This is a genomic window from Comamonas sp. C24C (genome assembly GCF_053345995.1).
The window spans coordinates 23286-50199 of record NZ_JBKFBC010000016.1; the positions used below are offsets into that span (position 1 = coordinate 23286).

Annotated in this window: 19 protein-coding genes; 12 read left to right on the top strand and 7 right to left on the bottom strand. The window is 59.0% G+C overall.

What is annotated here, in order from left to right:
• The first annotated feature begins 213 nt into the window (after positions 1–213).
• Positions 214–732, top strand: a complete 519-nt coding sequence (locus ACLBXN_RS23075) for an Rrf2 family transcriptional regulator (RefSeq protein ID WP_447613727.1) — start codon at positions 214–216, stop codon at positions 730–732.
• Positions 733–1153: 421 nt separating this feature from the next.
• Here ACLBXN_RS23075 and ACLBXN_RS23080 read toward each other — a convergent pair whose 3' ends face one another.
• The 3 genes from ACLBXN_RS23080 to ACLBXN_RS23090 all read right to left on the bottom strand — a co-directional run bounded on the left by ACLBXN_RS23080 (position 1154) and on the right by ACLBXN_RS23090 (position 5481).
• Positions 1154–3100, bottom strand: coding sequence for an AMP-dependent synthetase/ligase (locus tag ACLBXN_RS23080; protein WP_447613700.1), 1947 nt, complete (start codon positions 3098–3100; stop codon positions 1154–1156).
• Positions 3101–3166: 66 nt separating this feature from the next.
• The gene (locus tag ACLBXN_RS23085; RefSeq protein ID WP_447613701.1) at positions 3167–4711 is read right to left on the bottom strand and encodes an MHYT domain-containing protein; all 1545 of its coding nucleotides are present in this window, start codon (positions 4709–4711) and stop codon (positions 3167–3169) included.
• Positions 4712–4845: 134 nt separating this feature from the next.
• On the bottom strand, positions 4846–5481 hold the full coding sequence (locus ACLBXN_RS23090) for a GntR family transcriptional regulator (RefSeq protein WP_447613702.1): 636 nt from the start codon (positions 5479–5481) through the stop codon (positions 4846–4848).
• A gap of 122 nt (positions 5482–5603) precedes the next feature.
• On the opposite strand from ACLBXN_RS23090, the gene scpA reads away from it, so the two are divergent.
• The 6 genes from scpA to ACLBXN_RS23120 all read left to right on the top strand — a co-directional run bounded on the left by scpA (position 5604) and on the right by ACLBXN_RS23120 (position 14005).
• On the top strand, positions 5604–7778 hold the full coding sequence (gene scpA, locus ACLBXN_RS23095) for a methylmalonyl-CoA mutase (protein WP_043004296.1): 2175 nt from the start codon (positions 5604–5606) through the stop codon (positions 7776–7778).
• 37 nt (positions 7779–7815) lie between these two features.
• Positions 7816–8820, top strand: coding sequence for a methylmalonyl Co-A mutase-associated GTPase MeaB (gene meaB, locus ACLBXN_RS23100; RefSeq protein WP_196250283.1), 1005 nt, complete (start codon positions 7816–7818; stop codon positions 8818–8820).
• A gap of 80 nt (positions 8821–8900) precedes the next feature.
• A complete protein-coding gene (locus tag ACLBXN_RS23105; RefSeq protein WP_050874463.1) occupies positions 8901–10436 on the top strand; it encodes an acyl-CoA carboxylase subunit beta in 1536 nt (511 codons plus the stop codon).
• Between the two features lie 27 nt (positions 10437–10463).
• Entirely contained in the window at positions 10464–12512 is a 2049-nt protein-coding gene (locus ACLBXN_RS23110) for an acetyl-CoA carboxylase biotin carboxylase subunit (protein WP_447613703.1), read from the top strand.
• Between the two features lie 146 nt (positions 12513–12658).
• Positions 12659–13471, top strand: a complete 813-nt coding sequence (locus ACLBXN_RS23115) for a YdcF family protein (RefSeq protein ID WP_447613704.1) — start codon at positions 12659–12661, stop codon at positions 13469–13471.
• A gap of 69 nt (positions 13472–13540) precedes the next feature.
• On the top strand, positions 13541–14005 hold the full coding sequence (locus tag ACLBXN_RS23120) for a VOC family protein (protein WP_034355415.1): 465 nt from the start codon (positions 13541–13543) through the stop codon (positions 14003–14005).
• Positions 14006–14058: 53 nt separating this feature from the next.
• On the opposite strand, the gene ACLBXN_RS23125 is transcribed toward ACLBXN_RS23120, so the two are convergent.
• Complete coding sequence (locus ACLBXN_RS23125) at positions 14059–15318, bottom strand: OmpP1/FadL family transporter (protein WP_447613705.1); 1260 nt, start codon at positions 15316–15318, stop codon at positions 14059–14061.
• Positions 15319–15345: 27 nt separating this feature from the next.
• Here ACLBXN_RS23125 and ACLBXN_RS23130 point away from each other — a divergent pair, with 27 nt between their 5' ends.
• Entirely contained in the window at positions 15346–16266 is a 921-nt protein-coding gene (locus ACLBXN_RS23130; RefSeq protein WP_447613706.1) for an alpha/beta hydrolase, read from the top strand.
• Here the strand turns inward: ACLBXN_RS23130 and ACLBXN_RS23135 are convergent.
• Positions 16236–17342, bottom strand: coding sequence for a site-specific integrase (locus tag ACLBXN_RS23135; protein WP_447613707.1), 1107 nt, complete (start codon positions 17340–17342; stop codon positions 16236–16238). The two genes, ACLBXN_RS23130 and ACLBXN_RS23135, sit on opposite strands and share 31 nt — an antisense overlap.
• Before the next feature lie 457 nt (positions 17343–17799).
• On the opposite strand from ACLBXN_RS23135, the gene ACLBXN_RS23140 reads away from it, so the two are divergent.
• From ACLBXN_RS23140 to aspD, 3 genes are all read left to right on the top strand, one after another.
• On the top strand, positions 17800–18783 hold the full coding sequence (locus ACLBXN_RS23140) for a DNA-binding protein (RefSeq protein WP_447613708.1): 984 nt from the start codon (positions 17800–17802) through the stop codon (positions 18781–18783).
• Between the two features lie 379 nt (positions 18784–19162).
• Entirely contained in the window at positions 19163–20848 is a 1686-nt protein-coding gene (aspT, locus tag ACLBXN_RS23145) for an aspartate-alanine antiporter (protein WP_447613709.1), read from the top strand.
• 43 nt (positions 20849–20891) lie between these two features.
• A complete protein-coding gene (aspD, locus tag ACLBXN_RS23150; protein WP_043004286.1) occupies positions 20892–22493 on the top strand; it encodes an aspartate 4-decarboxylase in 1602 nt (533 codons plus the stop codon).
• A gap of 157 nt (positions 22494–22650) precedes the next feature.
• Here aspD and ACLBXN_RS23155 read toward each other — a convergent pair whose 3' ends face one another.
• Both ACLBXN_RS23155 and ACLBXN_RS23160 read right to left on the bottom strand, forming a co-directional pair.
• Positions 22651–24219: an argininosuccinate lyase gene (locus tag ACLBXN_RS23155; RefSeq protein WP_447613728.1), complete on the bottom strand. Its 1569-nt coding sequence runs from the start codon at positions 24217–24219 to the stop codon at positions 22651–22653.
• Positions 24220–24562: 343 nt separating this feature from the next.
• Positions 24563–25453 (bottom strand): LysR family transcriptional regulator, encoded by an 891-nt coding sequence (locus ACLBXN_RS23160; protein WP_447613710.1) that lies wholly within the window; start codon positions 25451–25453, stop codon positions 24563–24565.
• Positions 25454–25533: 80 nt separating this feature from the next.
• On the opposite strand from ACLBXN_RS23160, the gene ACLBXN_RS23165 reads away from it, so the two are divergent.
• Entirely contained in the window at positions 25534–26913 is a 1380-nt protein-coding gene (locus ACLBXN_RS23165) for an acyclic terpene utilization AtuA family protein (RefSeq protein WP_447613711.1), read from the top strand.
• Position 26914 lies beyond the last annotated feature (1 nt).

Consider the following 26914-nt stretch of genomic DNA (forward strand, 5'->3'; position numbering starts at 1 on the left):
CGGCCCTTATCTGCAGAAAGGTCGGTTCCGTATTGATGACGGCGTGACGACTGTGCCTTGACTCCCTGGCGGCTGCTCAAGGACTCGCATCAATGATCGACACGGCACCAGAATCTGCATGCTGACGAAACCTGGAAGCAAGTTACGGTCTGCTGCTGCAGGTATTTGGCCTGGGCGCAGCCGATAAAGGTGGCTGGCCTTTGCCTTGTACCTGTGGCGCTCTGTGCCATTGCTGATTGGCCCCCCTGCTGGACTGTCAGCAGCTCAGTCAGCGATCACGTCCAGACAATCCGCTTGAACGGAATCCTTCGATGTGTCTCACGACGATCCCTGCGGCTGTGCACGATTCCCGAGCTTGAGCAGGCTTATGAAGTTTCCGAGGCGCGTTTGATGAAGGTGATGCATCAACTTGCCTTGCAAGGCTGGATAGTCACGGTGCGTGGCAAAGAAGGTGGCACGCGCCTTGCCCATATGCCGCAGCAGATCACGGCGCCGTGGTGCGTGGAATGGAGACCGACTTCGCGCTGGTGGAAGCTTTGGCAGCGGCGACCGGCCAGGTTCTTGCCTGCGAGGGTAGGGCAGTGGAAAGTCGATGCGCTGAGAGCGGTCGCGGGCAGTAGTCCCCCTAGTGCTTTTCATGTTCCGGAGAGTGCAGGGCAGGCTATGCGCAGTGGATGCAATCAAGCAAGCCAAGCATGCAATGGCGTGCAGATATCTGCGGATGAGCAGTGAAATCAGCAACTGTCCCAGGTATTAATGAAACTTAGCCAGCTCATATAGCGCCATCAGTCATTGCATGAATGCATGGGTGATAGCTCTATGCATTTGCGATGCTGCAATTACGGTCAGCAGGAGGCCGTCCGTGCGAGGAAGCGGCTGAAGCGAGTGTTACTGCCGTAATGAGGCGGAGGCGAAGATCAACACTGCAAGCAACCGGGTGAGGATGTTGAGCACTTCCTGGGTCCAGGAGGCTGCATAGTCGAGCGGGCACTTTTACTGCCTGAGCATAGGGTTGCAGGGCCATGGCTTTGGACAACAACAGTTCTTTAGCCCGTGCATGTATGCCTCCCAAGCTTTCAAGAGATATTATGATCTATTTAATGTAACTTACATGAATTAATCCAAGGCTCCCAAGCCCTGGATTGGCCCATTCCTAGGCTTTGGTTTTCCAGCTTTCGATGGGCTTTCCATACATCTGCTCGATGGCATCTTGGTAGTAAGCCATCAAGTTCTTGTGCTTGAGCTTAAGGGTAGGGGTCATCAAGCCATTGTCAATGCTCCAGCTATCCCTGACCAGATGGACCGCTCTGGGCACTGCATAACGGGCAAAGCTGCGTGTCTGCTTTTCTATTCTGGCAAGTGCTTCTCTCTCAGCTGCGGCATGGTGCAGGCTGGAAGCGTCATCCGGGTTCAGTCCGACACTCCTGGCAAGCACTTCCCATTCCACTTGGCTGACAACGGCGATACAGGCGATGAAAGGACGATCCTCGCCCACCACAAACACTTGCTCAAACAGGGGATCGACGAGGATGGCTTGTTCCACATCATTGGGAGGCACTTTCTCACCCGTCGACGTCACAATGATTTCCTTGATTCGACCTTTGATTCGGATGCGACCGTTTTCGATGGCGGCCTGGTCCCCGGTTCTGAGCCAGCCGTCGGCAGTAAAGGCTTTGGCAGTGTCTTCTGGACGGTTCCAGTAACCGCGCATCACCACAGGGCCAGAGACCTGCAGTTCCTGATCATCGCCAATGCGGACTTCAATACCCGGCAGCACCCGGCCAACGGTATCGGGCCAGTTGTCGTCGAGGCCGTTGGCACTGACCACAGGGGCGGTTTCGGTCATTCCGTAACCTTGCAGCATGGGCAGGCCCAGACCCAGAAAACAGCGCGCAATGGTCGGAGACAAAGGGGCTCCGCCGCTCACGGCCACGCGTAGCCGGCCTCCAAACTGTGCGAGCAGGGGTTGTGCGACAAGCCTGCGTAGCAGCCAGGCTGGCAAGGCAGAAGCCCAGCTTGCTTGGGCATCGAGCTGCTCGCTCAAGGGGATGCCTTGACGAGCGCAAAAACTCTCCCAGCCCTTGTTGACTGCCGCCTCGAACAGTTTGCGCTTGAAGCTGCTGGAGGCAAGCGATTCCTGAACCTTGGCATAAACACGTTCATAGATGCGAGGCACGGATATCAGCACGGTCGGCTTGACCTGCTTCATATCCTGCGCAAGTTGTGCGACAGAACGCGCATAGGCCACGCAAGAGCCGGTGGCAATGGCCAGGTAGTAGCCAGCAGTGCGCTCGAAAGTATGTGAGAGCGGCAGAAACGAGAGGAAGACGTCCTCGGGAAAAGCCTTCACACGTTGCATCACAGCGTGCAAGTCGCTGACCACATTGTCATGGGTGAGCATGACCCCCTTGGGCTTTCCGGTCGTACCCGAGGTATAGACAATGCCTGCCAGCTGTGTTTTGTCTGGTGGCTCGGGGAGGGCAGAGGTATACCGTTGACCTGCCTGAAGCCATGCGGACAAGACGATGAGCGGCTTTCGCTGCAGGGTCTTCACGGACTCCTGCTCTGCTTGTTCGGCAGGTATGGGAGAGGCGCTCGGTGACTCGTTGGTACGGCCTTGCTGTGCGTGGATCACGGCCTGAAGTTCGGGCAGCTCCTGACCGGTAGCGCAAATTTTTTGCCAGGCCTTGGCATCGGCCACAACCAGCAACGACGCAGCCGAATCGGCAAGGATATAGGCAATGCTGCCGGCATTGTCGATGGCATGCAGAGGAACGGGCACATAGCCGCAGCGCAGACAGGCCTGGTCGATGGTCATCGCATCAAAGCCATTGGGTAGCAGGATTGCCACCCTTGCACCGGCAGGAAGATTCGATGCGCACAAGGCGCGGCTCCACAATGCGACGCGCTCGGCGGTCTCGGCCCAGCTCAGGCTTTTCCAGGCATTCGTGGCTTCGTCGAACTCCCGGTAGGCCTCGGCCGCTGGCGTGGCGCTGACCCGCATGGCCAGGAGCTCCGGCAAGGTCTGCACCTGCTCGATAGTCAGATGTCGATTCTCTGTCTGGAGGCCCAGTACGTCGATTTCACTTTGTTGGTTCATGCGCTTACCTTCAAGAAGCAGGCAGTTTCCCGCTACGTGAATGATAGCGTTATGAAAATTCGGGACTCAGAATGCCGCTCCGAGCGGGATATCGATGCTTTGGTAGCAGACGGCAATGTAATGGTGCAGGCGCTGTTGCTCGTCGCGCACTGCCGTCAGAGAAATTTGGTGCCGGTTCATGTCATGTTGCATGACGCACGGGCCTTGCCAGTGTCCTTTTCTACCGATTTCCGTCCAGATCTGCGACCACTGGACATCCGAATCGTCATCGCCACGGATGAAAAGGCTGGCGAACTCCTTGTTCTTGGCGGCCTGGCGCTTCAAGCCGCTGATACGCGCAAAAGCCGGATTGATGTCCACGATTTTTCGGTTCGCATCCAGTACCACCATGCCTTCGTGGGAATGATCGAATACCGTGGCTGCGATATGCAATTGGCGCTCGGTTCGCTTGCGGTCCGAGAGGTTGGTCAGAAGACCCACATACATCCGCTGACCCCGTGCCTCGGCCTGGCTCAATGCCAGACGCATTGGAACCAGCGTACCGTCCTTGTGCTGACCCAGCACCTCTGAAATCTTGTTCTGCAGAGGGGGCGCGTTATTGCGCTGGCCGGCTTCATGCTGTTCCAGATAGTAATCATGCTGGGTGACTAATGCGGCCGGCATGAGCATTTTCACGTTCTTGCCCAATACTTCCTCCGGGCTCCAGCCGAATATGACTTCCGCTGCAGGGTTGTAATCCGTCACACGGCCCTGATTGTCGATGCAGATAATTCCATCCGCTGCCATATTGACCAAGGCTTGCAGTCTGGCTTCATTCATATCCACTTTCTGCCAGCGACTACGGTAATGGATCAAGGCATTGGCCTGTGCAATCAATCCTCCGAATAGAAGCGTAATCAGGGCAATCGTCAGCGCCAGAATCAGGCGGTCGTTCGATGTTGTTGCATCATGAATCTCATGGTCGGACGTGACTCGCAGCGCCAGCATGGCTGTGTAATGCATGCCGGATATTGCTGCGCCCATGGTGACAGCTGCCAGTGTCTTGCGCCAATGATCCTGTTTGAGTTTAAAGCGCGCCAGCCCGAAACGGACCCAGAGCGCAAGCGTAGCCAGTGCCACGCCGACAACCAGGGAGATGAAAAACCAGGCGGCTGAATACTGGTGGGTCGCCGGCGTGCGCATTGCAGCCATGCCGCAATAATGCATGGCTGCAATGCCAATGCCCACCGCCAATCCTCCCAGGATCAATTGCCTGATATTGAGCTCATTGTGAGTCAGCAGGGCGAGAGCCACTGCAGACGCCGCAATGCCCGGGATAATGGAAAGGACCGTGACCGTCAAATCATACTGAACCGCCGCATGCAGGGAATAAGCGAGCATGCCGATAAAATGCATGGCCCATATGCCTATGCCTAATGCCAGCGATCCGCTCACAATAGACCAGTAGCGCAATTGTCGTGAAGTGGCTGATCGGGCAAAAGACGCATGGCGCAATGCCTGTCCGGAAGCAATCCAGCAAACTGCCAGCGACAGGGTTACAAGCAAAGGGTCATATTCGCCCTTGATCAAGTGAGCGTCAGCAGAGGAGCCCCAGAAAAATTGCGCCAGCATGAATCATGATCCTGTAACACTGAAAGCACATTCAGTTACTTTGCGAGCATCGCATGAATCGGGTAATCCAATATTTCAAATTTGTAGGATAAATACCAAAGCGAATTTCCCATAGGCTGACAAAGAGGGCTCGTCTAGATCGCCGCATCGAGTCCATTCGCGAAATGCTGCTGCACTGCGCTCATGGCGATTTTTGGATCGCGCCGCAGCAATGCCTGCATGATGGCTTCGTGCTCTGCCAGAGAGTCTTCGATACGGCCTTGCTTGAACAGCGACTTGTGGCGGTTGAGCTTCATGACCTTGCGCAGATCGGCTACCAGCTGGTTACGCCAGCGGTTATCGGCAATGTCGAGAATCTGCATATGGAAGCTTTCGTTGAGCGCGAAAAACCGCTCGGCGTCGGCTGTGTTCTGTTTCAGCTCTTCATGAGTCTGCTGCAGACGCTGCAATTGCTCATCCGTGGCCTTGCCTGCGACCTCGGCCGCTGCATCTGCCTCCAGCAGGCTCAGCAATCGATAGACGTCGGAGATGTCCTTGCGTGAGACCTCAGTCACATAGGCGCCCCGGCGCAGCTTCATGGTCACCAGGCCTTCGGCCGCCAGCACCTTCAGTGCCTCGCGCAGGGGCGTGCGGCTGATGCCGTATTCCTCGGCAATCTTCAGCTCGTCGATCCAGGCACCAGGTTCAAGCTCCCGCCGGAAGATGCGCTGGCGCAATTGCTCTGCGACCTGCTCATATAGCGCAAGAGGAGTAAGTGTTTTGCTTGTCATTACGCGTGATTATATGCTGCAAGTATTTTGAATTCATAATTATGAATCATGTACACTAGGCGCATCTAGGTAGTTCACCGCAATTCCAAACTTCACTGCGCGCACCGCATACGAGAGACAACATGAGCCAAGAGAATCCGGTACAGGACCCACAAGAATTCGCACCCGCTGATCTGCAAGCCTGGAACAAGGCCGCCAACAAGGCGGCTCCTGGCGGTGATATCAACAACCTGAACTGGGTCACGCCGGATGGCATCACCGTCAAGCCGCTGTACACGGCGGAAGACACAGAAGATCTCCCATTCACCAACACGCTGCCGGGATTCGCCCCCTACATCCGCGGTCCCCAGGCCACCATGTATGCAGGGCGGCCTTGGACGATCCGCCAGTACGCGGGCTTTTCCACCGCCGAGGAATCCAACGCCTTCTATCGCAAGGCGCTGGCCGCCGGCGGCCAAGGTGTTTCCGTCGCATTCGATCTGGCCACCCACCGCGGCTATGACTCCGATCATCCACGTGTGACGGGTGATGTGGGCAAGGCCGGCGTGGCGATTGACTCCGTCGAGGACATGAAGATCCTCTTCAACGAGATCCCCCTGGACAAGGTCTCCGTCTCCATGACCATGAACGGCGCCGTGCTGCCTGTGCTGGCCGGCTATGTGGTGGCAGCCGAAGAGCAGGGCGTCCCGCAGGACCAGCTCGCCGGAACGATTCAGAACGACATTCTGAAAGAGTTCATGGTGCGCAACACCTATATCTACCCGCCCAAGCCGTCGATGAAGATCATTGGCGACATCATCGAGTACACGAGCCAGAACATGCCAAAGTTCAACTCGATCTCGATTTCGGGCTATCACATGCAGGAAGCCGGCGCCAACCAGGCTCTGGAAATGGCTTTCACACTGGCCGACGGCAAGGAATATGTGAAGACCGCCATTGCCAAGGGCATGGACGTGGATGCTTTCGCGGGCCGTCTGTCCTTCTTCTGGGCCGTGGGCATGAACTTCTACCTGGAAGTGGCCAAGATGCGTGCCGCGCGCCTGCTGTGGTGCCGCATCATGAAGGGCTTCGATGCCAAGAACCCCAAGAGCCTGATGCTGCGCACGCACAGCCAGACTTCGGGTTGGTCGCTGACCGAGCAGGACCCATACAACAACGTGGTCCGTACCACGATCGAAGCCATGGCAGCCGTGTTTGGCGGCACCCAATCCCTGCACACCAATGCGCTTGACGAGGCCATTGCCCTGCCTACGGAGTTCTCGGCCCGCATTGCCCGCAACACGCAGCTGATCATTCAGGAAGAGACTCATATCACCAATGTGATCGACCCCTGGGCTGGCTCCTACATGATGGAGAAACTGACCCAGGAAATGGCCGACAAGGCTTGGGCCATCATCGAGGAAGTCGACGCAATGGGCGGTATGACCGCCGCTGTGGACAGCGGCTGGGCCAAGCTCAAGATCGAAGCCGCCGCCGCCGAGAAGCAGGCGCGTATCGATTCCGGCAAGGAAGTCATCGTCGGTGTCAACAAGTACAAGCTGGCCAAGGAAGACCCGGTCGATATCCTGGAAGTGGACAACGTCAAGGTGCGTGACAGCCAGATCGCGCGGCTCAAGAATATCAAGGCGAAGCGCGATGCAGCCCAGGTGGAAGCTGCACTTGCTGCCATCACGGCAGCGGCAGAATCCGGAGAGGGCAATCTGCTGGATCTGTCCATCAAGGCCGTGCGCCTGCGTGCCACGGTAGGTGAAGTCTCCGACGCGATGGAAAAGGCGTTTGGTCGCCATCGCGCCGATACCCAGAAGGTGACCGGTGTGTATGCTGCCGCTTATGACTCGGCCGAAGGCTGGGACAAGCTCAAGGAAGAGATCAACACCGCTTCGCAGGCCATGGGCCGACGCCCCCGCGTGATGATCGCCAAGCTGGGTCAGGACGGTCACGACCGCGGCGCCAAGGTCGTCGCAACCGCCTTTGCCGACTTGGGCTTTGACGTGGACATGGGGCCGCTGTTCCAGACACCCGAAGAATGCGCGCGCCAGGCCATCGAGAACGATGTGCACGCCGTGGGCGTCTCCACTCTGGCCGCCGGGCACAAGACTTTGGTGCCGGCCATCATTGCCGAGCTCAAGAAGCAGGGGGCGGACGACATCATCGTCTTCGTGGGCGGCGTGATTCCCGCCCAGGACTATGATTTCCTCTACAACGCCGGCGTCAAGGGCGTATACGGCCCCGGCACTCCCATTCCGGCCAGCGCCAAGGATGTGCTGGAGCAGATCAAGAAGGCCAACGGTCTTTGATCGGCCGGCAAGCATCGATAGCAAAGGCGATCGCAACGTGACCCCTGAGCAAATGCAAGACGGCATCCTGCGCGGCAACCCTGCCGTGCAGCGCCGGGCCATGGCCAAGGCCATTACCTTGCTTGAATCCTCCCGGGCCGACCACCGTGAACAGGCTGACGGTCTGCTCACCGCTCTGTTGCCGCACACGGGCAAGGCATTTCGCCTTGGCATCAGCGGCGTGCCGGGCGTCGGCAAATCTACCTTCATCGAAGCCTTGGGCCTGTTCCTGATAGAGAAGGGTCTGCGTGTGGCCGTGCTGGCGATTGATCCGTCCAGTACCGTTTCGGGCGGCTCCATCCTCGGCGACAAGACCCGCATGGAGCAATTGTCCATGCGGCTGGAGGCCTATATCCGCCCCAGTCCCAGCAGCGGCACGCTGGGCGGCGTGGCCGAAAAGACGCGCGAGGCTATGCTGGTCTGCGAAGCCGCCGGTTATGACGTGGTCATCGTCGAAACTGTGGGCGTGGGCCAGAGCGAGATCGCCGTGCACGGCATGACGGACATGTTCTGCGTGCTGCAGCTGCCCAATGCGGGTGACGACCTGCAGGCCATCAAGAAGGGCGTGATGGAGCTGGCCGACCTGGTGGTCATCAACAAGGCCGACATTGACCCCCATGCCGCCACGCGTGCCCAGGCCCAGATCACATCGAGCCTGCGCCTGCTGGGCATGCACGGCAATCCCGACCACGCCAACACCGGCGCGCTATGGCAGCCGCGGGTGCTGCAGATCAGTGCCTTGCTGGGCCAGGGCGTGGAGGGGTTCTGGGCTGCAGTCAGCAGCTTCAGGGAACTGCAAACCGCCAACGGCCGTCTGGCCCTGCGCCGCGAGAAGCAGGCTCTGGCCTGGATGTGGGAGCGCATCGACTTCGGCCTCAAGCAGGCGTTTCGCCAGCATCCGCAGGTCAAGGCCATGCTCCCCGTCCTTCAGGACGATGTGGCAGCGGGTCGTATCGCTGCCAGTACCGCAGCAAGAAATCTGCTTCTAGCCCAAATGCAGTAGGCGCTAGTAGCTCTTATTACCATAGCATCGCAGCATCACCATTGCGAGACAAGCAACCCAAATCACGTTAGAGGACAAGCATGCAAGACGATATCCTGAAGCAGCTGGAAGCCAAGCGAGAACTCGCTCGGTTGGGTGGGGGACAAAAGCGCATCGATGCGCAGCACAAGAAAGGCAAGCTGACGGCGCGCGAGCGTATAGAGCTGCTGCTGGACGACGGCACTTTTGAAGAATGGGACATGTTCGTGGAGCATCGCTGCACGGACTTCGGCATGGAAAACACCAAGATCCCCGGAGACGGCGTGGTCACCGGCTACGGCATGATCAACGGCCGTCTGGTCTTTGTGTTCAGCCAGGACTTCACGGTGTTCGGCGGTGCACTTTCCGAAACCCATGCCGAGAAGATCTGCAAGGTGATGGACCAGGCCATGAAGGTCGGCGCCCCCGTCATCGGCCTCAACGACTCGGGTGGTGCGCGTATCCAGGAAGGCGTTGCCTCTCTCGGCGGCTATGCCGATGTGTTCCAGAAGAATGTGCTGGCCTCGGGCGTGGTGCCCCAGATCTCCATGATCATGGGCCCCAGCGCCGGCGGCGCCGTGTACTCGCCGGCCATGACCGACTTCATCTTCATGGTCAAGGACAGCTCCTATATGTTCGTGACCGGTCCCGAAGTCGTGAAGACCGTGACGCACGAGGAAGTCACGGCCGAAGAGCTGGGCGGGGCCATCACCCACACCACCAAGAGCGGCGTGGCCGACATGGCATTCGACAACGACGTGGAGGCACTGATGATGCTGCGTCGCCTCTATAACTACCTGCCTTTGAACAACAAGGAAAAGGCTCCTGTGCGCGAGACCACCGATCCCGTGGGTCGCGCCGATCTGTCGCTGGATACGCTGGTGCCCGAAAACGCCAACAAGCCCTACGACATGAAGGAGCTGATTCTCAAGACTGTGGACGATGGCGATTTCTTCGAGTTGCAGCCCGAGTACGCCAAGAACATCATCATCGGCTTTGCCCGCATGGCCGGTCAGACCGTGGGCGTGGTGGCCAATCAGCCCCTGGTGCTGGCCGGTTGCCTGGATATCAAGTCTTCCATCAAGGCCGCGCGCTTCGTGCGCTTTTGCGATGCCTTCAACATCCCCGTGGTCACCTTCGTGGACGTTCCCGGTTTCATGCCCGGTACCTCTCAGGAATACGGCGGCATCATCAAGCACGGCGCCAAGCTGCTGTATGCGTATGCCGAAGCCACAGTGCCGAAGATCACCGTCATCACCCGCAAGGCCTATGGCGGCGCGTACGACGTGATGGCTTCCAAGCATTTGCGCGGCGACGTGAACCTGGCCTGGCCCCATGCCGAAATTGCCGTGATGGGTGCCAAGGGCGCGGTGGAGATCATCTTCCGTGAGGACAAGAACGATCCGGTGAAGCTGGCTGCACGCGAAGCGGAATACAAGGAGCGCTTTGCCAACCCCTTTGTGGCCGGAGCACGTGGCTTTATCGACGATGTGATCCAGCCGCACGAAACACGCAAGCGCATCTGCCGCTCGCTGGAAATGCTCAAGAACAAGCAGCTGGACAACCCCTGGCGCAAGCACGGGAACATCCCCCTGTAAGAACAAGAAGAACCAGGAGATATATCCATGTTTACCAAGATTCTGATTGCCAACCGCGGCGAGATCGCCTGCCGAGTCATCGCCACCGCCCGCAAGATGGGCATCCAGACCGTGGCGGTCTATTCCGACGCCGACAAGGACGCGCGCCATGTCAAGCTGGCCGACGAGGCCGTGCGCCTGGGCCCCGCCCCCAGCCGTGAGTCCTATCTGCTGGGCGAGAAAATCATTGAAGCCTGCAAGCAGACCGGCGCACAGGCGGTGCACCCCGGCTACGGTTTTCTCTCGGAGAACGAGGGCTTTGCCAGGCGCTGCGAAGAAGAGGGCATTGCCTTCATCGGCCCCAAGTCGCATTCCATTGCTGCCATGGGTGACAAGATCGCGTCCAAGAAGCTGGCCGGCGAAGCCCAGGTCAACACCATCCCTGGCTACAACGACGCCATCGCCGGGCCCGAGCAGGCCGTGGAAATCGCCAAGGGCATTGGCTACCCCGTGATGATCAAGGCCTCGGCCGGTGGCGGCGGCAAGGGTTTGCGTGTGGCCTTCAACGACAAGGAAGCCTTTGAAGGTTTTGCCTCCTGCCAGAACGAAGCGCGCAACAGCTTTGGCGACGACCGCATCTTCATCGAGAAGTTTGTGCAGGAGCCCCGCCACATCGAAATCCAGATTCTGGGCGACAGCCACGGCAACGTGGTTTACCTGAACGAGCGTGAGTGCTCGATACAGCGCCGTCACCAGAAGGTGATCGAAGAAGCGCCGTCGCCCTTCATCAGCGACGCCACCCGCAAGGCCATGGGCGAGCAGGCCGTGGCCCTGGCCAAGGCCGTCAAGTACCAGAGCGCCGGCACCGTGGAGTTCGTGGTCGGCAAGGATCAGGACTTCTACTTCCTGGAGATGAATACCCGTCTGCAGGTCGAGCACCCGGTGACCGAATGCATCACCGGCCTTGACCTGGTCGAGCAGATGATTCGTGTGGCCGCCGGCGAAAAACTGTCTTTTGCCCAGGCCGATGTGAAGCGCGACGGTTGGGCCATCGAGTGCCGTATCAACGCCGAAGACCCGTTCCGCAACTTCCTGCCTTCGACCGGCCGTCTGGTTCGCTTTGCACCGCCTGAGCAGACCATGTGGCAGTCCGATGCCGAGCATTTGAACGGTGTGCGTGTGGATACCGGCGTCTACGACGGCGGCGAGATCCCCATGTACTACGACTCGATGATCGCCAAGCTCATCGTGCACGGCAAGGATCGCAACGACGCCATCGCCAAGGCCCGTGAAGCGCTCAACGGCTTTGCCATCCGCGGCATCAGCTCCAACATTCCGTTCCAGGCAGCTCTGCTGGCACACCCGGACTTTGTCTCGGGCAAGTTCAACACCGGCTTCATCGCCCAGCACTATGCCGAAGGCTTCCATGCCGAGGACGTGCCCCACGATGATCCCGACTTCCTGGTGGCTTTGGCGCTGTTCCGCAATCGCCGCTACCGTGCGCGAGCATCGACCATCACCGGCCAGATGCAAGGCCACCAGGTGCAGGTGGGCGAGAAGTACACTGCCGTGGTTCTAGGTGCTGAAGGCAAGAACCAGTATGTGACTGGCGAGGTGACCGACTTCGATGCCCAGGCACGCGTCTGCAAGGTCGTCATCGGCGACAAGGCCTACGAGTTCCGCAGCAATGCCGACATTCGCGACCTGGTCGTGCGCGGCGTCTGCAACGGCAAGGCTTTCACCTGCCAGATCGAACGCGGCAATGGCAAGAACCCGCTGGCACTGCGCGTCATCCACAACGGCACGCAAGCCGATGTGCTGGTGCTCTCGCCCAAGGGCGCAGAGATGCACAAGCTCATGCCTTACAAGGCCCCGCCCGATCTGTCCAAGTTCCTGCTCTCGCCCATGCCCGGCCTGCTGGTCGACGTGGCGGTGCAGCCGGGGCAGAAGGTGCAGGCCGGCGAGAAGCTGGCCGTCATCGAAGCCATGAAGATGGAGAACATTCTGTTCGCGGCCCAGGACGGCGTGGTCAGCAAGATCAGCGCCGCCAAGGGAGATTCGCTGGCGGTGGACGACATCATTCTGGAATTCGAGTGATGCCGGCTTTTCGGGGCCGGCCGGTATGGAATGCCGTCGCAGCCCTCAGGCCCTGAAATCGGAAGCCCGCAAGGCTTTGGCTTTGCGGGCTTTCCAGTTTTCATTAGAAAATAGCGATATCCCTTATCCAGTAATCGTAAGTAGCTATGATATTGAAAGCATCTGCAACGATTCCCGGTCGCACCAAGTTCGTTCGTGCCTTGCTGGCTGTGGTGGGCTTGCTGCTGTTGGTCGACGCATTGGTGCTGATGTGCCTGGGGCACTTCAATGTAGGGGTGGTGTTGCCCGCCGGGTTGGGCGCTGTGGCTTTGGGGCTGAGCTGGAAATGGCGGGCGGTGCAGCACTGGCGTGCAGCCAGGCCTCTGCATGCAAGGCTCTGGTCGCTGGCCTGGGCCGGCCTGGTGCTGTGGCTGATCAGCCTTTTCTGGTTCTGGAGCCGCCTGTCCGGCCTGGGGCTGGAGCCACAGCAAGTGCCGCCCGTGCAATCCATCGTCGTGCTGGGCAGCGGTACGCTCGACGGCCACCCAAGGCCGGTGCTGGCCGCGCGGCTGGATCAGGCGGCGCAACTGGCCAAGCTGCAGCCCCAGGCCTTGGTCGCCGTTTGTGGCGGTGTCGATTGGGGTGAAAAAGAGTCTGAGGCCGAGGTCATGGCCCGCTATCTGCAGCAGCGTCACGGTATTGCTGCGCAGCGGCTGGTGCTGGAAAAGCTCAGCACGAGCACCGAGCTGAACCTCAAGCTCAGCCGGCCCTTACTGGCCGAGCGCGGCGTGGCTGCGGATGCACCCATGGCCATGGTCAGCAGCGACTTTCATCTGATGCGCGCCATGGACATTGCAAAGCGGCAGGATCTGCCTCAGGTGTATCCCGTGGCGGCTCCGACCCCTCTGGCCACGCGTTTCAATGCCTGGCTGCGCGAATACTTTGCCATGGCCAGCAGCTGGTTGCTGGGCGAGGTCTGATATTTCAATAAAAACCAGCTCTAGCGCTTGCCAGTATTGCGCTTTAAGCTATCACTAAAGGAGTCATTCATGAGCAATCGTCCTTTCAAGGTTCTAGGCATTCAGCAAGTCGCCATCGGTGGCACCGATAAACAGCGCATGAAAAAGCTGTGGGTGGACATGCTGGGTCTGGAGCAGACCGGCACCTTTCAGAGCGAGCGCGAAAACGTGGACGAGGACATTCTGTCCATGGGGCGGGGCGCGATGAAGGTGGAAGTGGACATCATGCAGCCCATGGACATCGAGAAAAAGCCCGCCGTGCACGCCACGCCGCTGAACCATATCGGCCTGTGGATCGACGATCTGCCCAAGGCCGTGGAATGGCTGACGGCCAATGGCGTGCGATTTGCTCCTGGCGGTATCCGCAAGGGAGCGGCAGGCTATGACATCACTTTCCTGCACCCCAAGAGCAATGACGAGTTTCCGATTGCCGGCGAGGGCGTGCTGATCGAGCTGGTGCAGGCTCCGGCAGACGTGATTGCGGCGCTGGGTTGAGCGCTTCAGGCTTCGGCTGGCAGATTGCTGCAGCGTGAAAGCGGCGACTGCTCTCAGAACTGATAGCCGAGCTTAATCCCGAACGCCGTGGCGGACTCGGCATCGAAAGCCGCCAGGGTCGTGCCGCCGCTGGAGATATCAACCGAGCCCAGACGCTGGTAGCTCAGCCAGGGCGTGAGCTTGAACTGTCCTTGCTGATAGCTCACCCCCACCGTGTAGCCAAGGCGGCCATCGGTGGGGCGCAATGGCGACATCGCGGCCTTGTCGCTGCGCTTGTCATAAGCCACGGCGACAAAGCCGGACCAGTTCGCCGCCAGCCTCTGCCCAAGACCCAGCGTGTAGGTGGTTGTGTCCTCCATGTCCGCCAGGCTGCGGCCTGGGGGTATCGCTGCCAAGGTTTGCGGGTGTAGCCGGAATTGCGACCAGTTGGTCCAGCGGATCTGTCCAAAGAGCAGGGTGCTTGGCGTGATGCCTGTCTGAACATCGAGGTTGAAGCTCTGCGGAGCAGTAGATGCGGTCCTGGTTTCGCCCGGCCATAAGTTTTCACGGGTTGAGATCTTGTGCTTGATGGCCGAGTAATAGGTCGCAGCGACGCGCAAAGTCATATCCGGGCGCTCATAGCTCATGCCCAGCAAGTAGCCTGGCTCGGTACTGGGCCTGAAATCCACCCGGTATCCATTGAGCGCTCCAAATACCATGCCCCCCAGGGCGACATGTCCTTCGGTGCGCTGCAGACGCAGACCGCCATGCACGGCCCAGTGCTCATCCCAGCGGTAGCGCAGCGCCCCCATGAGCTCATGGCTGCTCACGCGGGCCTGCGTGCCGCCAAAAAGAGGCGATTGCTGTGGGCTGTAAGCGATGTCAAGGCCAAAAGGCTTGCTCAACATCAGCAGCACCGAGGTGCGTGGATTTACATCCTGCTTGTAGGCAAAGCCCCATTGGGTGTAATCGTCGGCGACTTGCCCGGTGGACTTTCCCAGGGCATCCGTGCCCTGGATCCGGGGCCGGACCGTATAGGTCTCTACGGAAAGATAGCGACCGTTTTCAAACAAAGGCCCAAGGTCCTGGCCAGTTCTATCAAGGCCGCCGGCCTGGGCGCAGAGCCCCCACATCATGGCTGCACAGCCAGCCCCCGCTTTTGCTTTTCTCAACGCCTGCTCCAACGCTCTGATTTCATTTGCATGAATGTAATTTAATGTATCTACATGACAGGTGAACAGGTCTAATTGGAGGATGCTGGCTTGAGTAGTTGATGCTGCCGCTGCAGTGAAGAGCCTGCCGCCTGGCTTATGCTGTGCGTTGCGATTGATCACCGCCCGAAGCCCAAAGCCGCGCAGAAAATGCCTTCCATCTCGACCGACTCCACGACCGCTTACTACGACCGCCAATACAACGCCCGCGCCAGCGTGCAGGATCCGCTGGCATATCTGGCGCGCTACACGCAGGAAAGCCAGGCCGCATTTGCCTTGTCCGGCGCAGTTCGCAACCAGCGCTACAGCCCCAGGGCTACGGATGTTCTGGATATCTATCTGCCCTCAGCCCAGGCAGGTACCGCACAAGCTGCGCCTGTTTTCATCTTCATCCATGGCGGCTACTGGAAGGCCTTGGGCAAGGATGATTCGGCTTTCATGGCACCGGCGCTGACGCAGGAGGGCGCCATCGTCGTTGTGCCCGACTACGATCTGGCCCCGTCCGTCACGCTGGACCATATCGTCGATCAGATGCGTCAAGCCTATGCCTGGGTGGTGCGCAATATCGCCATCTACGGCGGTGATGCCCGCAATATCTGTGTCTGCGGAAGCTCGGCCGGGGGACATCTGGCGGGCATGCTGCTGGCCAAGGGTTGGCAACAAGACTACGACCTGCCAGCGCAGGCCGTGCCTCGGTCTGTATTGACCTTGAGCGGTCTGTTCGACCTGCAGCCGCTGTTGACGACCCATATCAACGGCTGGATGCAACTCGACGACGCTGCCGCCATACGCAACAGTCCCCGCTTTCTGCTGCCCGATGCGAGTACCCATGCTCAATGCCAGTTGCATGTGAGCTGTGGGGAGTTTGAAAGCCATGAATTCAAGCGCCAGTCGCGCGACTATCTGGCTGCCTGGCAGGCACGCTGTCTGCCGGGGCAATGGGTGGAAGCGCCAGCGACCAACCACTTTGATTTGCCACTGCAACTGGCCGATCCGCAATCCACCATTCATCGAGCTGCGCTGCAGCTGATGGGGCTTGATCAATCCTCGTCCAGCATGCGCGCCGCCTGATTGTTGAGTGCCGAGTCGGCCCGGAAGTAGCCGAGCACGGTGTTTACGCTATGGTGCCCCGTCAAGGCCATGGTGTCGGCCAGCGGCAGATTGCGTCTGCCGGCCTCGGTCACAAAGCCCGAGCGCAGCGAGTGTGCGGAAAAATCCCCTTCCACGCCCGCCAGCGCACAGCGCTCCTTGACAATATTGCGCACGGCGGCGGGAGTCAGCGGCTCTGCCACATGGCCTCCTTTGCGAATGCGCCTGAAGATAGGACCATCGGTGATGGCGGCCGCGTCCAGCCATGCCCTCAGGGCGATGGCGGCACGGCCGGTGACGGGCTTGTGATTCTCGGGGGCGTCGGTGCCGCTCTGGTTGGTCTTGCTATGGCTCAGGGTGTAGATGAATTCCCCATCAGCCACGGCGCGCAGAAAACGCATATCGGCGCCGGCCACTTCGGATCGGCGCCGCCCGCCGCTGGCCCAGGCAAACAGCAGCAGCGCCCGGTCGCGCAGGCCGCGCAAGCTGTCGTCACAGCTGGCCAGCAGTGCCTCCAGCACATCGCGCGTCAGCGCCTCTTTTTTCTGGGGTAGATCACCACGTCTTGCATAGGCCTTGCGGGTGCGTGACATCAACTCCCTGACGGCCCCATCCTGACAGGGGTTGGGCATGGCATGCACCTGATGTGCCTTGGACATCACGGCCATGCGATGCACCAGCGTGCTGTGCGAGGGTGCCCCTTTTTTCCCCTTGTAGCCGGCAGCTACCAGGGCGTCGTCGATATCGGGCGGCATTTCATTGAGCAGGCCTGCACCGCTCTGCCTCTGGGCATGATCGATGATGAACTGCAGCACCGTAGCCACTTGCAGCGGCAGTTGCATGGGCTGGCCCATACGCAGCAGGTGCCAAGCCGCCCAGTAACGCATGGCGCTTTGATAGCTGCTGCGCGTATTGCTGGATTCGCCTTCATGCATCAGCTCCTTGATGGCTTCATGCGCTTTGGGTGCCAGGGCGCCAGCCGGCATATCCAGCACCTGTAGGCGGTTGGCATCAAAGGCCGCTGGAGCAGGGAAGGGCGAGGGCTTGCGTGAATCCATGACGCTATTTTCGCCCTGACTTGCATGCCGGCTGAAATCGTTGGGCAGCTTAGGGGCTGTCGGCAAAGGCGGTGCAGCACCGCAGACCGTGTTGCTCTGGCTGTCTTTACTCACGCCAAGTCTGGTGGCTTCAACTCAGTGCGCAAGCCAGCGGCTGATGGCAGCTATCGCTTACCTATCAATGACAGCGATCAGGACACTGCTTGGCGGCGCCAGGCCGGCCTGTTCACGGGCCCTGGCAGAACAGCCGGTGTGTCCAGGGCAACGAAATTGCTCTCGCTCGAACGCAGAACGGACTCCACCCTTAATCAAAGGGATAAAAACGGGTTAATGTACGTTGTCATCTGTATGAAAATTTCTTACGTAATATTTATTACATCAGATGTATTGTGTATTACGTATGTAGTTAATAGATCACGATAACAATCACTTATCGTTAGTTATTTGAAGAATAGATATGAATACAAGCAAAACCACGTCCAGAGGCGTGCAGGAGTCCGATGTCTGGGCTGCAGCCGATGTCTTGATTGCCCAGGGTCTGCGCCCGACCATAGAGCGCGTGCGCCAGCAGATAGGGCGAGGCTCTCCGAATACAGTCAGTCCCATGCTGGAAACCTGGTTTGCCACGCTAGGGCGTCGCCTGGGGGTTGCGGGAGAACAGGATCCATCCGTGCTGCAGTCGGTGCCGGACCCTGTGCAGCGCCTTGCCGAAGAGCTCTGGAATACCGCACAGGAAGAGGCGAAAGCCTCAGCCAGCAAGGCCTTGGACCTTCGTGAGCAGGCTTTGAAAGCCGAGGAGCAGGCCTTTGTGGCACAGCAGGAGCAACTCGCTCAGCGAGAGGCAACCATGGAAGCGCAAAAAGATGCGCTGAACCAAGCCCTGCAGACGGCCCAGAACCACGCCCAGGATCTTGCACGTCGTCTTGACGAGATGCAGCAGACGCTGCAGGAGCGCGATCAGCGCCTGGAAGAGCTGCGTGACGAGTTGGGCAATGCCGTGCGCCAGCGTGAGTTGCAGCAGCAAAAGCACAGCGAAGAAATTCAGTCCGCCGCAGCGGAACGCCAGCGCATGGCCGAGCAATACGCGGGCAACGAACGCCATATGCTCAACGAGGTCGATCGTGCACGCCAGGAGCTCGCGACAGCGAGAAAAAGCCTGCAGGACCAGGAGCGCAAGTCCGAGTCACGCTATCAGGAGATGCAAGGCCGCCTGGACCAATCGGAGCAGGAAATCTTGAATCTGCATGCCCAGTTGCAGACAGCCCAGAACACCGCAGCCCTGGCGCAGGAGCGTGCAGCCGATCTCAAGAATCTGCTGGAGGCCCAGCAAAGAATTGCGGCTGCAGCCGCGGCCTCGGATTCGAATGCGGCTCAACCCCTGGCGCGTCGAAACAATCTCGCTGCGACCCGCCGCTCCATCAACCGGCGAACCCTTCGCTAGGCAATATCCGGCAGTCCCGCCACGGCCCAGTCCGGCTTGTTTTCTATGCCGCCGCACGGGCTGTCTCTTATTGCTGCGGCTTGTCAATATCCTCTGCGAACGCCGAGCCACAGCGGCCAAACCATGACTATCCCGAAATAATTAATCGGTAACGTCCTACATTTCGGTACGCTTTTGTCTTTAATAGTGGTGGGAAATAGAAGAAGACAAGAACCAACCCGCCAATGGATGCGGCATCAGTTTTGAGATGGGCGATCTCGATGCACGCTTCCTAGTAGCAAACCGCTTTCTCCTGAGTTCAAGCATTTCCAGGGTCTGGTATTGAAGCCTGGACGGACTTTCTGTTGCTTGATCCTTTTATCCGGAAATAGAGGTGGCCATGGATTTACTCAAAAGCATTTTTCACCAATCACCGGAGGCTGCACTTTTTGCGTCTCTGGCCCTAGGATACTGGGTCGGCAAGTTTCGCTTTGGCTCGTTCCAGCTGGGGGGCGTGGCAGGTTCCTTATTGGCGGCGGTCTTGATCAGCCAGATCGGCATTCAGATAGATTCAGGCATCAAGGCCGTGCTTTTCGCCTTGTTCATATATGCCGTAGGCTTTGAAAGCGGTCCGCAATTCTTCAATTCTCTGGGGCGCCATTCGGTCAAGGAAATCATGATGGCCGTCGTGGTCGCATTGTCCGGTTTGATCACGGTAGTGGTGATTGCCCGGGTATTCAGTCTGGACAAAGGACTGGCTGCAGGTCTTGCGGCCGGCGGGCTGACACAGTCGGCAATCATTGGAACGGCCGGTTCTGCGATTGAGAAACTCGGGCTCTCGGGCGAGGAGGTGCAGCGCATGCAGGCCAACGTTGCCATCGGCTATGCGGTGACCTATATATTCGGCTCCTTCGGGGCCATCATCATGTGCGTCAATGTCCTGCCATGGATTACCGGACGCAATATCCGGGACGACGCGGTTCAGGCCGAGCAGGAGCAGCTCAAAGGCGTGCGGGTCTATGGCGTGGGTGAATCGCCAGCGGCACCCGATCTGGTGGGGCGTATTTTCCGCGTCGCCCAATCGGGCAAAACCGTGGCAGATCTCGAAGCCGGAGGGACCCAGGGCAGGGTGACGGTGGAGCGCATTCAGCGAAAGAATGCCCTGGTCGGCGTGGACCCCAGCCTGGTACTGGAGGCCGGCGACATTGTTTTGCTGGTCGGACGCCGCCCCGCCGTGGTGTCTCTGGGCCAGACGGTAGGCGATGAGCTGCCCGGAGCCCAGGGCATGGACGTGGTGATGGTGCGCCGCGATGTGGCCATTTCCAATGCCCAGTATCTGAACCGCAGCGTCAAGGACATTCTGGACAGCCTGTCTCAGGATCTCAAGCACGGCGTCTATGCCGAGGGCTTGATTCGCGCGGGATCGCCGGTTCCCATCACTGCGCAGACCATGGTGATGCCTGGCGATGTGGTCACCTTGTTCGGCACACCTCAAGACGTTCAGAAGGCTGCCCAGGCCGCCGGCCCCATCATTGTTCCCAGCGACAAGACCGACTGGGTGTTCCACGGCTTTGGCATTGTTGTCGGCCTGCTGATCGGCCTGCTCGTGCTGCGCATAGGCGCTATTCCCATTACCTTGGGCAGCGGTGGCGGTGCCTTGCTTTCCGGCCTGCTGTTTGGCTGGTGGCGCAGCCGCAAGCACACCATGGGCAATATGCCGACAAGCGCCTCGACATTGCTGCGCGACCTGGGGCTGGCCGGTTTTGTGGCCATGGTGGGCCTGCAGTCCGGCCAGCAGGCGGTCAGCACGGTCATGGAACAGGGCTTGACGCTGTTCATGCTGGGCGTTCTGGTCACCATCATTCCGCTGCTGATTGCCATTTTGTTCGGCAAGTACGTGCTGCGTTACGACAACGTGGCCGTGTTCGCAGGCTCGCTGTCTGGCGCACGCAGTGCCAACCCCGCATTTGGCGAGGTTCTGGACAAGGCCGGCAATTCAATCCCCACCACCCCGTTTGCAATCACTTATGCCTTGGCCAATGTGTTCCTGACTTTGTTGGGTCCGTTGGTCATCGCCTTTGCGTGAAACCCTGAACTGATTCACTAGGACGAATGGAAGGAGTTGCGATATGAGCAAGGATTATCAGAGTCTGGCGAACTTGAGCCCGTTCGAGCTCAAGGATGAGTTGATCAAGATCGCCTCGGGCGACGGAAACCGCCTCATGCTCAATGCGGGGCGGGGCAATCCCAATTTTCTGGCAACCACACCGAGAAGAGCATTTTTCCGTCTGGGTTTGTTTGCGGCTTCCGAGTCCGAGCTTTCGTATTCTTATATGACCACGGTGGGTGTTGGAGGGTTGGCAAAGATCGAGGGTATAGAAGGGCGCTTCGAGCGCTATATTGCCGAAAACCGTGATCAGGAAGGCGTTCGTTTTCTCGGTAAATCCTTGAGTTATGTGCGCGATCAGCTGGGTTTGGACCCCGCCGAGTTTCTTCATGAAATGGTCGACGGCATTCTGGGCTGCAATTACCCGGTGCCACCGCGCATGCTGAAAATCAGCGAAAAAATCGTGCGCCAGTACATCATCCGCGAAATGGCAGGCGATTCCATGCCGGGCGAATCCGTGGAATTGTTTGCCGTCGAGGGCGGCACGGCCGCCATGGCCTATATCTTCGAGAGCATGAAGGTCAACGGCCTGCTCAAAGCCGGTGACAAGGTGGCCATCGGCATGCCGGTTTTCACACCATATATAGAAATTCCAGAGCTGGCCCAGTATGCGCTGGAGGAGGTGGCCATCAATGCCGACCCGGCCCTGAACTGGCAATATCCGGATTCCGAGCTGGACAAGCTCAAGGATCCGGCCATCAAGATCTTCTTCTGCGTGAACCCCAGCAATCCGCCATCAGTAAAGATGGACGAGCGCAGTCTGGAGCGTGTGCGCAAGATCGTGGCCGAACATCGACCGGATCTGATGATCCTCACCGATGACGTTTATGGCACGTTTGCCGATGGCTTTCAGTCGCTCTTTGCGATTTGCCCGGCCAACACCTTGCTGGTCTATTCGTTCTCCAAATACTTTGGTGCCACTGGCTGGCGTCTGGGTGTGGTGGCTGCACATAAGGAAAACATCTTTGACCTGGCATTGGGCAAGCTGCCTGAGTCCGAGAAAACAGAGCTCGATCATCGCTATCGTTCACTGCTGCCCGATGTGCGCTCATTGAAGTTCATCGATCGCCTGGTTGCCGACAGCCGCGCGGTTGCCTTGAACCACACGGCCGGTCTGTCCACGCCCCAACAGGTCCAGATGACCTTGTTCTCGCTGTTTGCACTCATGGACGAGAGCGACCAGTACAAGCACACGCTCAAGCAACTGATACGACGTCGTGAAGCAACGCTGTATCGCGAGTTGGGCACGCCTCCGCAAAGAGACGAAAATGCGGTCGATTACTACACCTTGATCGACCTGCAGGACGTGACCTCCAAGCTTTATGGCGAAGCATTCTCGCAATGGGCGGTCAAGCAGTCCTCGACCGGCGACATGCTGTTCCGGATTGCCGATGAAACCGGAATCGTGCTCCTGCCGGGCCGCGGCTTTGGATCGGACCGTCCATCGGGACGCGCCTCCTTGGCCAATCTCAACGAGTATGAATACGCGGCCATAGGTCGTGCGCTGCGCAAAATGGCTGACGAGCTGTACGCGCAATACACCGAGCAAGGCAACAAGCGCTGACGGCGAGGGGCTTGCCTGAATGGCCATGAGTGATCCTCTTGGCCATTCAGGCTGTGGTGCGGTGCATAAAGGCTTGTGGCACCGTCGCTCGCAAAAGGCCTGTCCGGCCGCCAATGCATTTGAAAAGAGGCTTCGGCCTCTTTTCTGCTTTTCCTCTTCACTGAGCCGTCAGGCGTGAAAAGTCGCGATCAAGATCCTTGATGGCCGTCTCGATGCGTTTGCTCCGCTCTGCCGTCCATTGCTCCTCCTGCGCAAGCATTTGCCTGGAGCGCGCAATCATGCGGGTCATCTCCGCAGGCTGGGGGCCGCCAGCAGTCACACGATTCTTCACGATGACCACAGGGTCCAGCGCTGCCCGGAATTCGTCCTCCGACATCGGCAGGCTGCCGTTCTCTATGGACATCTCGTGTTTCAGTGTCGCGGCATAGATGCGCTGGGCATCGGCGTAGGGGAAGTCGCGAGGGGTGATATTGCGTTCCTTGGCAAAGCTGACGACCTCCGAAGCAAAGTGGTGACCCACGCGGAAAGGCAATTTGTACTTGCGCATCAGAACATCCGCCACCTCCTGGGAGGCCGTCCAGTCAAGATTCAGCTCTTCAAGTGCGCGTTCGGGATTGATCACCAGGCCGCTGAGGACCTTGTCAAATCCCTGAAGAGTGGAAATCGTGGCTGCAATCAGTGCTGAGGAGTCATGGGACGACTTGTTATCGCTCATTCCCGGCGGAATATTGTGCTGGCTGATGACGCGTCCCACCCCCAGAGCCAGCACGCGTGAAGCGTTGGCGCGGGTGTCGTTGAGCAAGCCAGGATTGCGCTTCTGAGGCATGGCACTGGAGACATAGGTGTTGCCTCCACCTTCCCGGAGCAGAATCCAGGGCCTGGGCTGCGCGTACTGCACCATCACGTCCTCGACAAAAGCTCCGACATGCAGGGCAATGCTCGAAGCGACTGCTCCCACTTCCACCGGCATCTCGGCAGCCAGGATTTGTGCGGCATCGTAGGCATTGTCCACGGTGGCCGGGTAGCCAAGGTACTTGGCCATACGTTCGCGATTCAGCGGCCAGCTGGTGCCGTTGAGAACCGTCGTGCCCATTGCCGACTGGTCGATGCGCGCGAATGCCTCGTGAAGGCGCTGGGCGTCCCGGTCAAAACCGGCAAGGTGTCCCAGAAGGTAGTGCCCATAGCTATTAGGTTGAGCGGCCACCCCGTTGGTGTAATTCGGAACGACCGTGTCGGCATAAGTCTGGGCCAGCCGCAGCAGATGAGCACGGGTCTGTGCCAGCTGTTTGTTCAGGCGCAGCATATCGTCCCGCTGTATGGCAGAGCGCACCGTAGCCAACATATCCTGGCTTGAGCGCCCGGCATGAAGAAGAGTGGCTTCCACACCAGCTGCATCAATGAGCAGGGGCTCGAAAGTGATGACCAAACCTGGTCGTTTGCCATTGGGAGCATCGCCTGCGTTCAAGACGCTCTGGAGACCTCGCGCAATTTTGGGAGTCATGGACTTGTCGAGCAAGCCCTCATCGGTATTGATGACTGCCGACGCCTTATTGATTTGTCCCAGCCAGAAGAAGGCGTCGCGCTTCGACTCCTGCGCAAACGCGCCATTGGCCAGCGATGCCAGCGCAAACGAGACAACCAGGAGCTTGCGCAACGCCCCACCGGCAAGGCCGTGGGGTAATTTTGACAAGACGGCACTGCGCTTGCGGTTGGTTCTGTATTTCATGTATGTCTCCTGGGCTCTAGGGATGGTGACCAAGGCTGGATGCCTTGTATTACCGACTCGATAACTCTGTAACGGCAGATGGCTGAGGGCGAGCTGATGGCGAATGATGCATGTCTTCACGACGCGAAATTGCCATACGGCAGAACTCGACGCAAAAAAGCTTGGAGCCAGGAGAGGGCACAGCTCCTGCTCACCCTGTATGCCGATTGGCGCTATTAGAGTCTCGCGGCCTGCCACCGGCTGTCCCAGGCGAGATACGTGTTTTGCACAGCTAAGCTTGTGCCGGCTCTGTCTTGTGGCTGATGGGGCAGCATCGGCAAAGTGCATATTGCAATCAGCCAGGTCAAGCGTTTGCAGGACGCATCTGCTGCATCAATTGATAGAGCGCTTCAGCTACCAGTGAAAGGCTGCGCTCTCGCTTTCGAACCATGTAGATCTGCCGGTCCATACCCGGCAGCAGCAGGTGCCGCGCCACCAATCCGGGCTTGTTGAAGTGAAACAGGCTCAGCGCGGGAGCTACGGTGATGCCTAGTCCGGCTTGCACCAGCCCCATCACGGTGGCCAGTTGCTCGACTTCAACGAAAGTCTGCATCTTTCGAGGAAAAAAAGCGGCATCCAGATACTGGCGAACACTGCTGTGGCGTGCCAAGTGGATAAATGGCCAGGGTGTCAGATCCTCCAGGGACAGCTCGACCTTGTCCGCCAGTGGATGGTCGCCAGGGCACACCATGTAGAAGCCGTCGCTGCAAAACGGCTCAGCCTTCAGGTCGGGTGTATCCACGCGTATGGCGGCCAGCGCAAAATCCGCATCTCCGTTGGCAACGGCAGCGATGCATGGCTCGGACAGCACGTCCAAAACACCCAGCTGAACCCCCGGATGCCGCGCCGTGTACACCTTCAGCACTTCAGGAAGCCAGCCTGCTGCAAGGGATGGCAGCAATGCAACTGATACGTGCCCCTGAGCCAGTTGTGCTGTATCACGCATCGCTCTTTCGCAGGCAGCGAATTCTGCGGCGAGGCGCTCCGCAGACTGCAGGAATCTTTCACCTTCACGGGTAAGCACCACGTGTCTTGTGCTGCGGTCGAACAGCTTGAGACCTACCGTTTGCTCCACGGAGCGGATGAGTGCGCTGAAAGCCGGTTGTGACAGGTGGCACATGCTGGCGGCCTGGGTGAAGTTCTTCTGCTTGGCAAGTACCAGGAATGCCTGCACATCACGTGACGATAGATTCATTTGAAATGCGGATTAATTAATCTCAATTATCGATTTCACAGCTTATAGCGGTTTTCCTATAGTGGGCAACAGGAGGTTTCATGACAAGAGTGCAAAACGAAACGACGTCGTTGCTCATCGGATGTGCGGCAGGCTTTTCCGGCGATCGAATTGATGCGGCGCAACCCGTCGTGCAGGAACTGGTTCGACAAAGCAAACCTGCCTTTCTGATCTTTGAAACGCTTGCCGAGCGCACTCTGGCGCTGGCACAGCTTGCTCGTCGTCAGAATCCCGATGCAGGCTATGAGCCACTCATGGTGGAGTTTCTCCGGCCCGTGCTCGCCGACTGCCTGGCACATGGCATTCGAATCGTCAGCAACTTTGGTGCGGCCAACCCACAAGGTGCAGCCCGGGCTATTGCTGCATTGGCCAGGGAGCTCGGAACGCGCCTACCTCAAATAGCGGTTGTTCATGGGGATGACCTCAGCGGACCCGCGCACTACCAGCTGCTCGAAAAAGCTCTGGGCTCGGACATGCCAGACCAGCAACTGGTGAGCGCCAATGCCTATATAGGTGCACGGCCCATCACCGAGGCACTGCTGGCAGGTGCAGACATTGTGGTGTGTGGCCGCGTCTCCGACCCCTCGCTTGTGGTGGGACCTGCCATGGCCCACTTCGGATGGGCCTGGGATGACTGGAATCGCCTGGCACGAGCCACGATGACCGGGCATTTGCTGGAATGTGGAACCCAGGTCTCTGGCGGCTATTTCGCAGACCCGGGATACAAAGATGTACCCGGCATGGAACGCCTGGGCTATCCCATTGCCGAAATCGACAGCGCGGGCAACAGCACCATCTTCAAGCCATCTCTTACCGGGGGCTGCATCACTGCAGCCACGGTCAAGGAGCAACTGCTCTACGAAATCCATGACCCTGCCTGCTACCTCACGCCAGACGTTGTTGCCGACATCACTCAGGCAGAAGTGATTTCGGTTGGGCCTGACCGGGTGCGCCTGGAGGGTGTCATTGGTCATCCGAGGCCGGAGATGCTCAAAGTCAATGTCTGCTTTGAGTCAGGATGGTTTGCCGAGGGAGAGATCTCCTACGCGGGCCCAAGAGCGCAAGAGCGCGCGCGTCTGGCGGCCCAGACCATATCCAGGCGCCTGGCGAATATTGCTCCCCTCAGAACCGACCTGATCGGCGTGACCAGCGTCTGGGGAAACGACAGCAGTGACTGGCTGACTGACGAAGGCATTGCCGGCGAATCCCGGGATGTCCGGCTTCGCATGGCCTGGCAGCATGCCGACCATGCGGTGGCCGCGCGTCTGCTGCGCGAGATAAACGCTTTGTACTGCTGCGGCCCGGCGGGGGGAGGGGGCGTTCGAACCCATATGCGCCAGCGCCTGGGAATGGTGTCGTGCTTGGTACCTCAGCAACAGATTACGACTGGCTTCCACTGGACCAAGCCGCATCAGGAGTAAG

What these genes read in the sequence shown, in the direction of transcription:
- ACLBXN_RS23140 (WP_447613708.1), top strand. Translation starts at nt 17,800, where the DNA reads ATGAATACAAGCAAAACCACGTCCAGAGGCGTGCAGGAGTCCGATGTC.
- ACLBXN_RS23135 (WP_447613707.1), bottom strand. Translation starts at nt 17,342, where the DNA reads ATGGATTCACGCAAGCCCTCGCCCTTCCCTGCTCCAGCGGCCTTTGAT.
- ACLBXN_RS23105 (WP_050874463.1), top strand. Translation starts at nt 8,901, where the DNA reads ATGCAAGACGATATCCTGAAGCAGCTGGAAGCCAAGCGAGAACTCGCT.
- ACLBXN_RS23160 (WP_447613710.1), bottom strand. Translation starts at nt 25,453, where the DNA reads ATGAATCTATCGTCACGTGATGTGCAGGCATTCCTGGTACTTGCCAAG.
- aspT (WP_447613709.1), top strand. Translation starts at nt 19,163, where the DNA reads ATGGATTTACTCAAAAGCATTTTTCACCAATCACCGGAGGCTGCACTT.
- ACLBXN_RS23165 (WP_447613711.1), top strand. Translation starts at nt 25,534, where the DNA reads ATGACAAGAGTGCAAAACGAAACGACGTCGTTGCTCATCGGATGTGCG.
- ACLBXN_RS23080 (WP_447613700.1), bottom strand. Translation starts at nt 3,100, where the DNA reads ATGAACCAACAAAGTGAAATCGACGTACTGGGCCTCCAGACAGAGAAT.
- ACLBXN_RS23090 (WP_447613702.1), bottom strand. Translation starts at nt 5,481, where the DNA reads ATGACAAGCAAAACACTTACTCCTCTTGCGCTATATGAGCAGGTCGCA.
- scpA (WP_043004296.1), top strand. Translation starts at nt 5,604, where the DNA reads ATGAGCCAAGAGAATCCGGTACAGGACCCACAAGAATTCGCACCCGCT.
- ACLBXN_RS23120 (WP_034355415.1), top strand. Translation starts at nt 13,541, where the DNA reads ATGAGCAATCGTCCTTTCAAGGTTCTAGGCATTCAGCAAGTCGCCATC.
- ACLBXN_RS23130 (WP_447613706.1), top strand. Translation starts at nt 15,346, where the DNA reads ATGCCTTCCATCTCGACCGACTCCACGACCGCTTACTACGACCGCCAA.
- ACLBXN_RS23085 (WP_447613701.1), bottom strand. Translation starts at nt 4,711, where the DNA reads ATGCTGGCGCAATTTTTCTGGGGCTCCTCTGCTGACGCTCACTTGATC.
- ACLBXN_RS23110 (WP_447613703.1), top strand. Translation starts at nt 10,464, where the DNA reads ATGTTTACCAAGATTCTGATTGCCAACCGCGGCGAGATCGCCTGCCGA.
- aspD (WP_043004286.1), top strand. Translation starts at nt 20,892, where the DNA reads ATGAGCAAGGATTATCAGAGTCTGGCGAACTTGAGCCCGTTCGAGCTC.
- ACLBXN_RS23155 (WP_447613728.1), bottom strand. Translation starts at nt 24,219, where the DNA reads ATGAAATACAGAACCAACCGCAAGCGCAGTGCCGTCTTGTCAAAATTA.
- ACLBXN_RS23115 (WP_447613704.1), top strand. Translation starts at nt 12,659, where the DNA reads ATGATATTGAAAGCATCTGCAACGATTCCCGGTCGCACCAAGTTCGTT.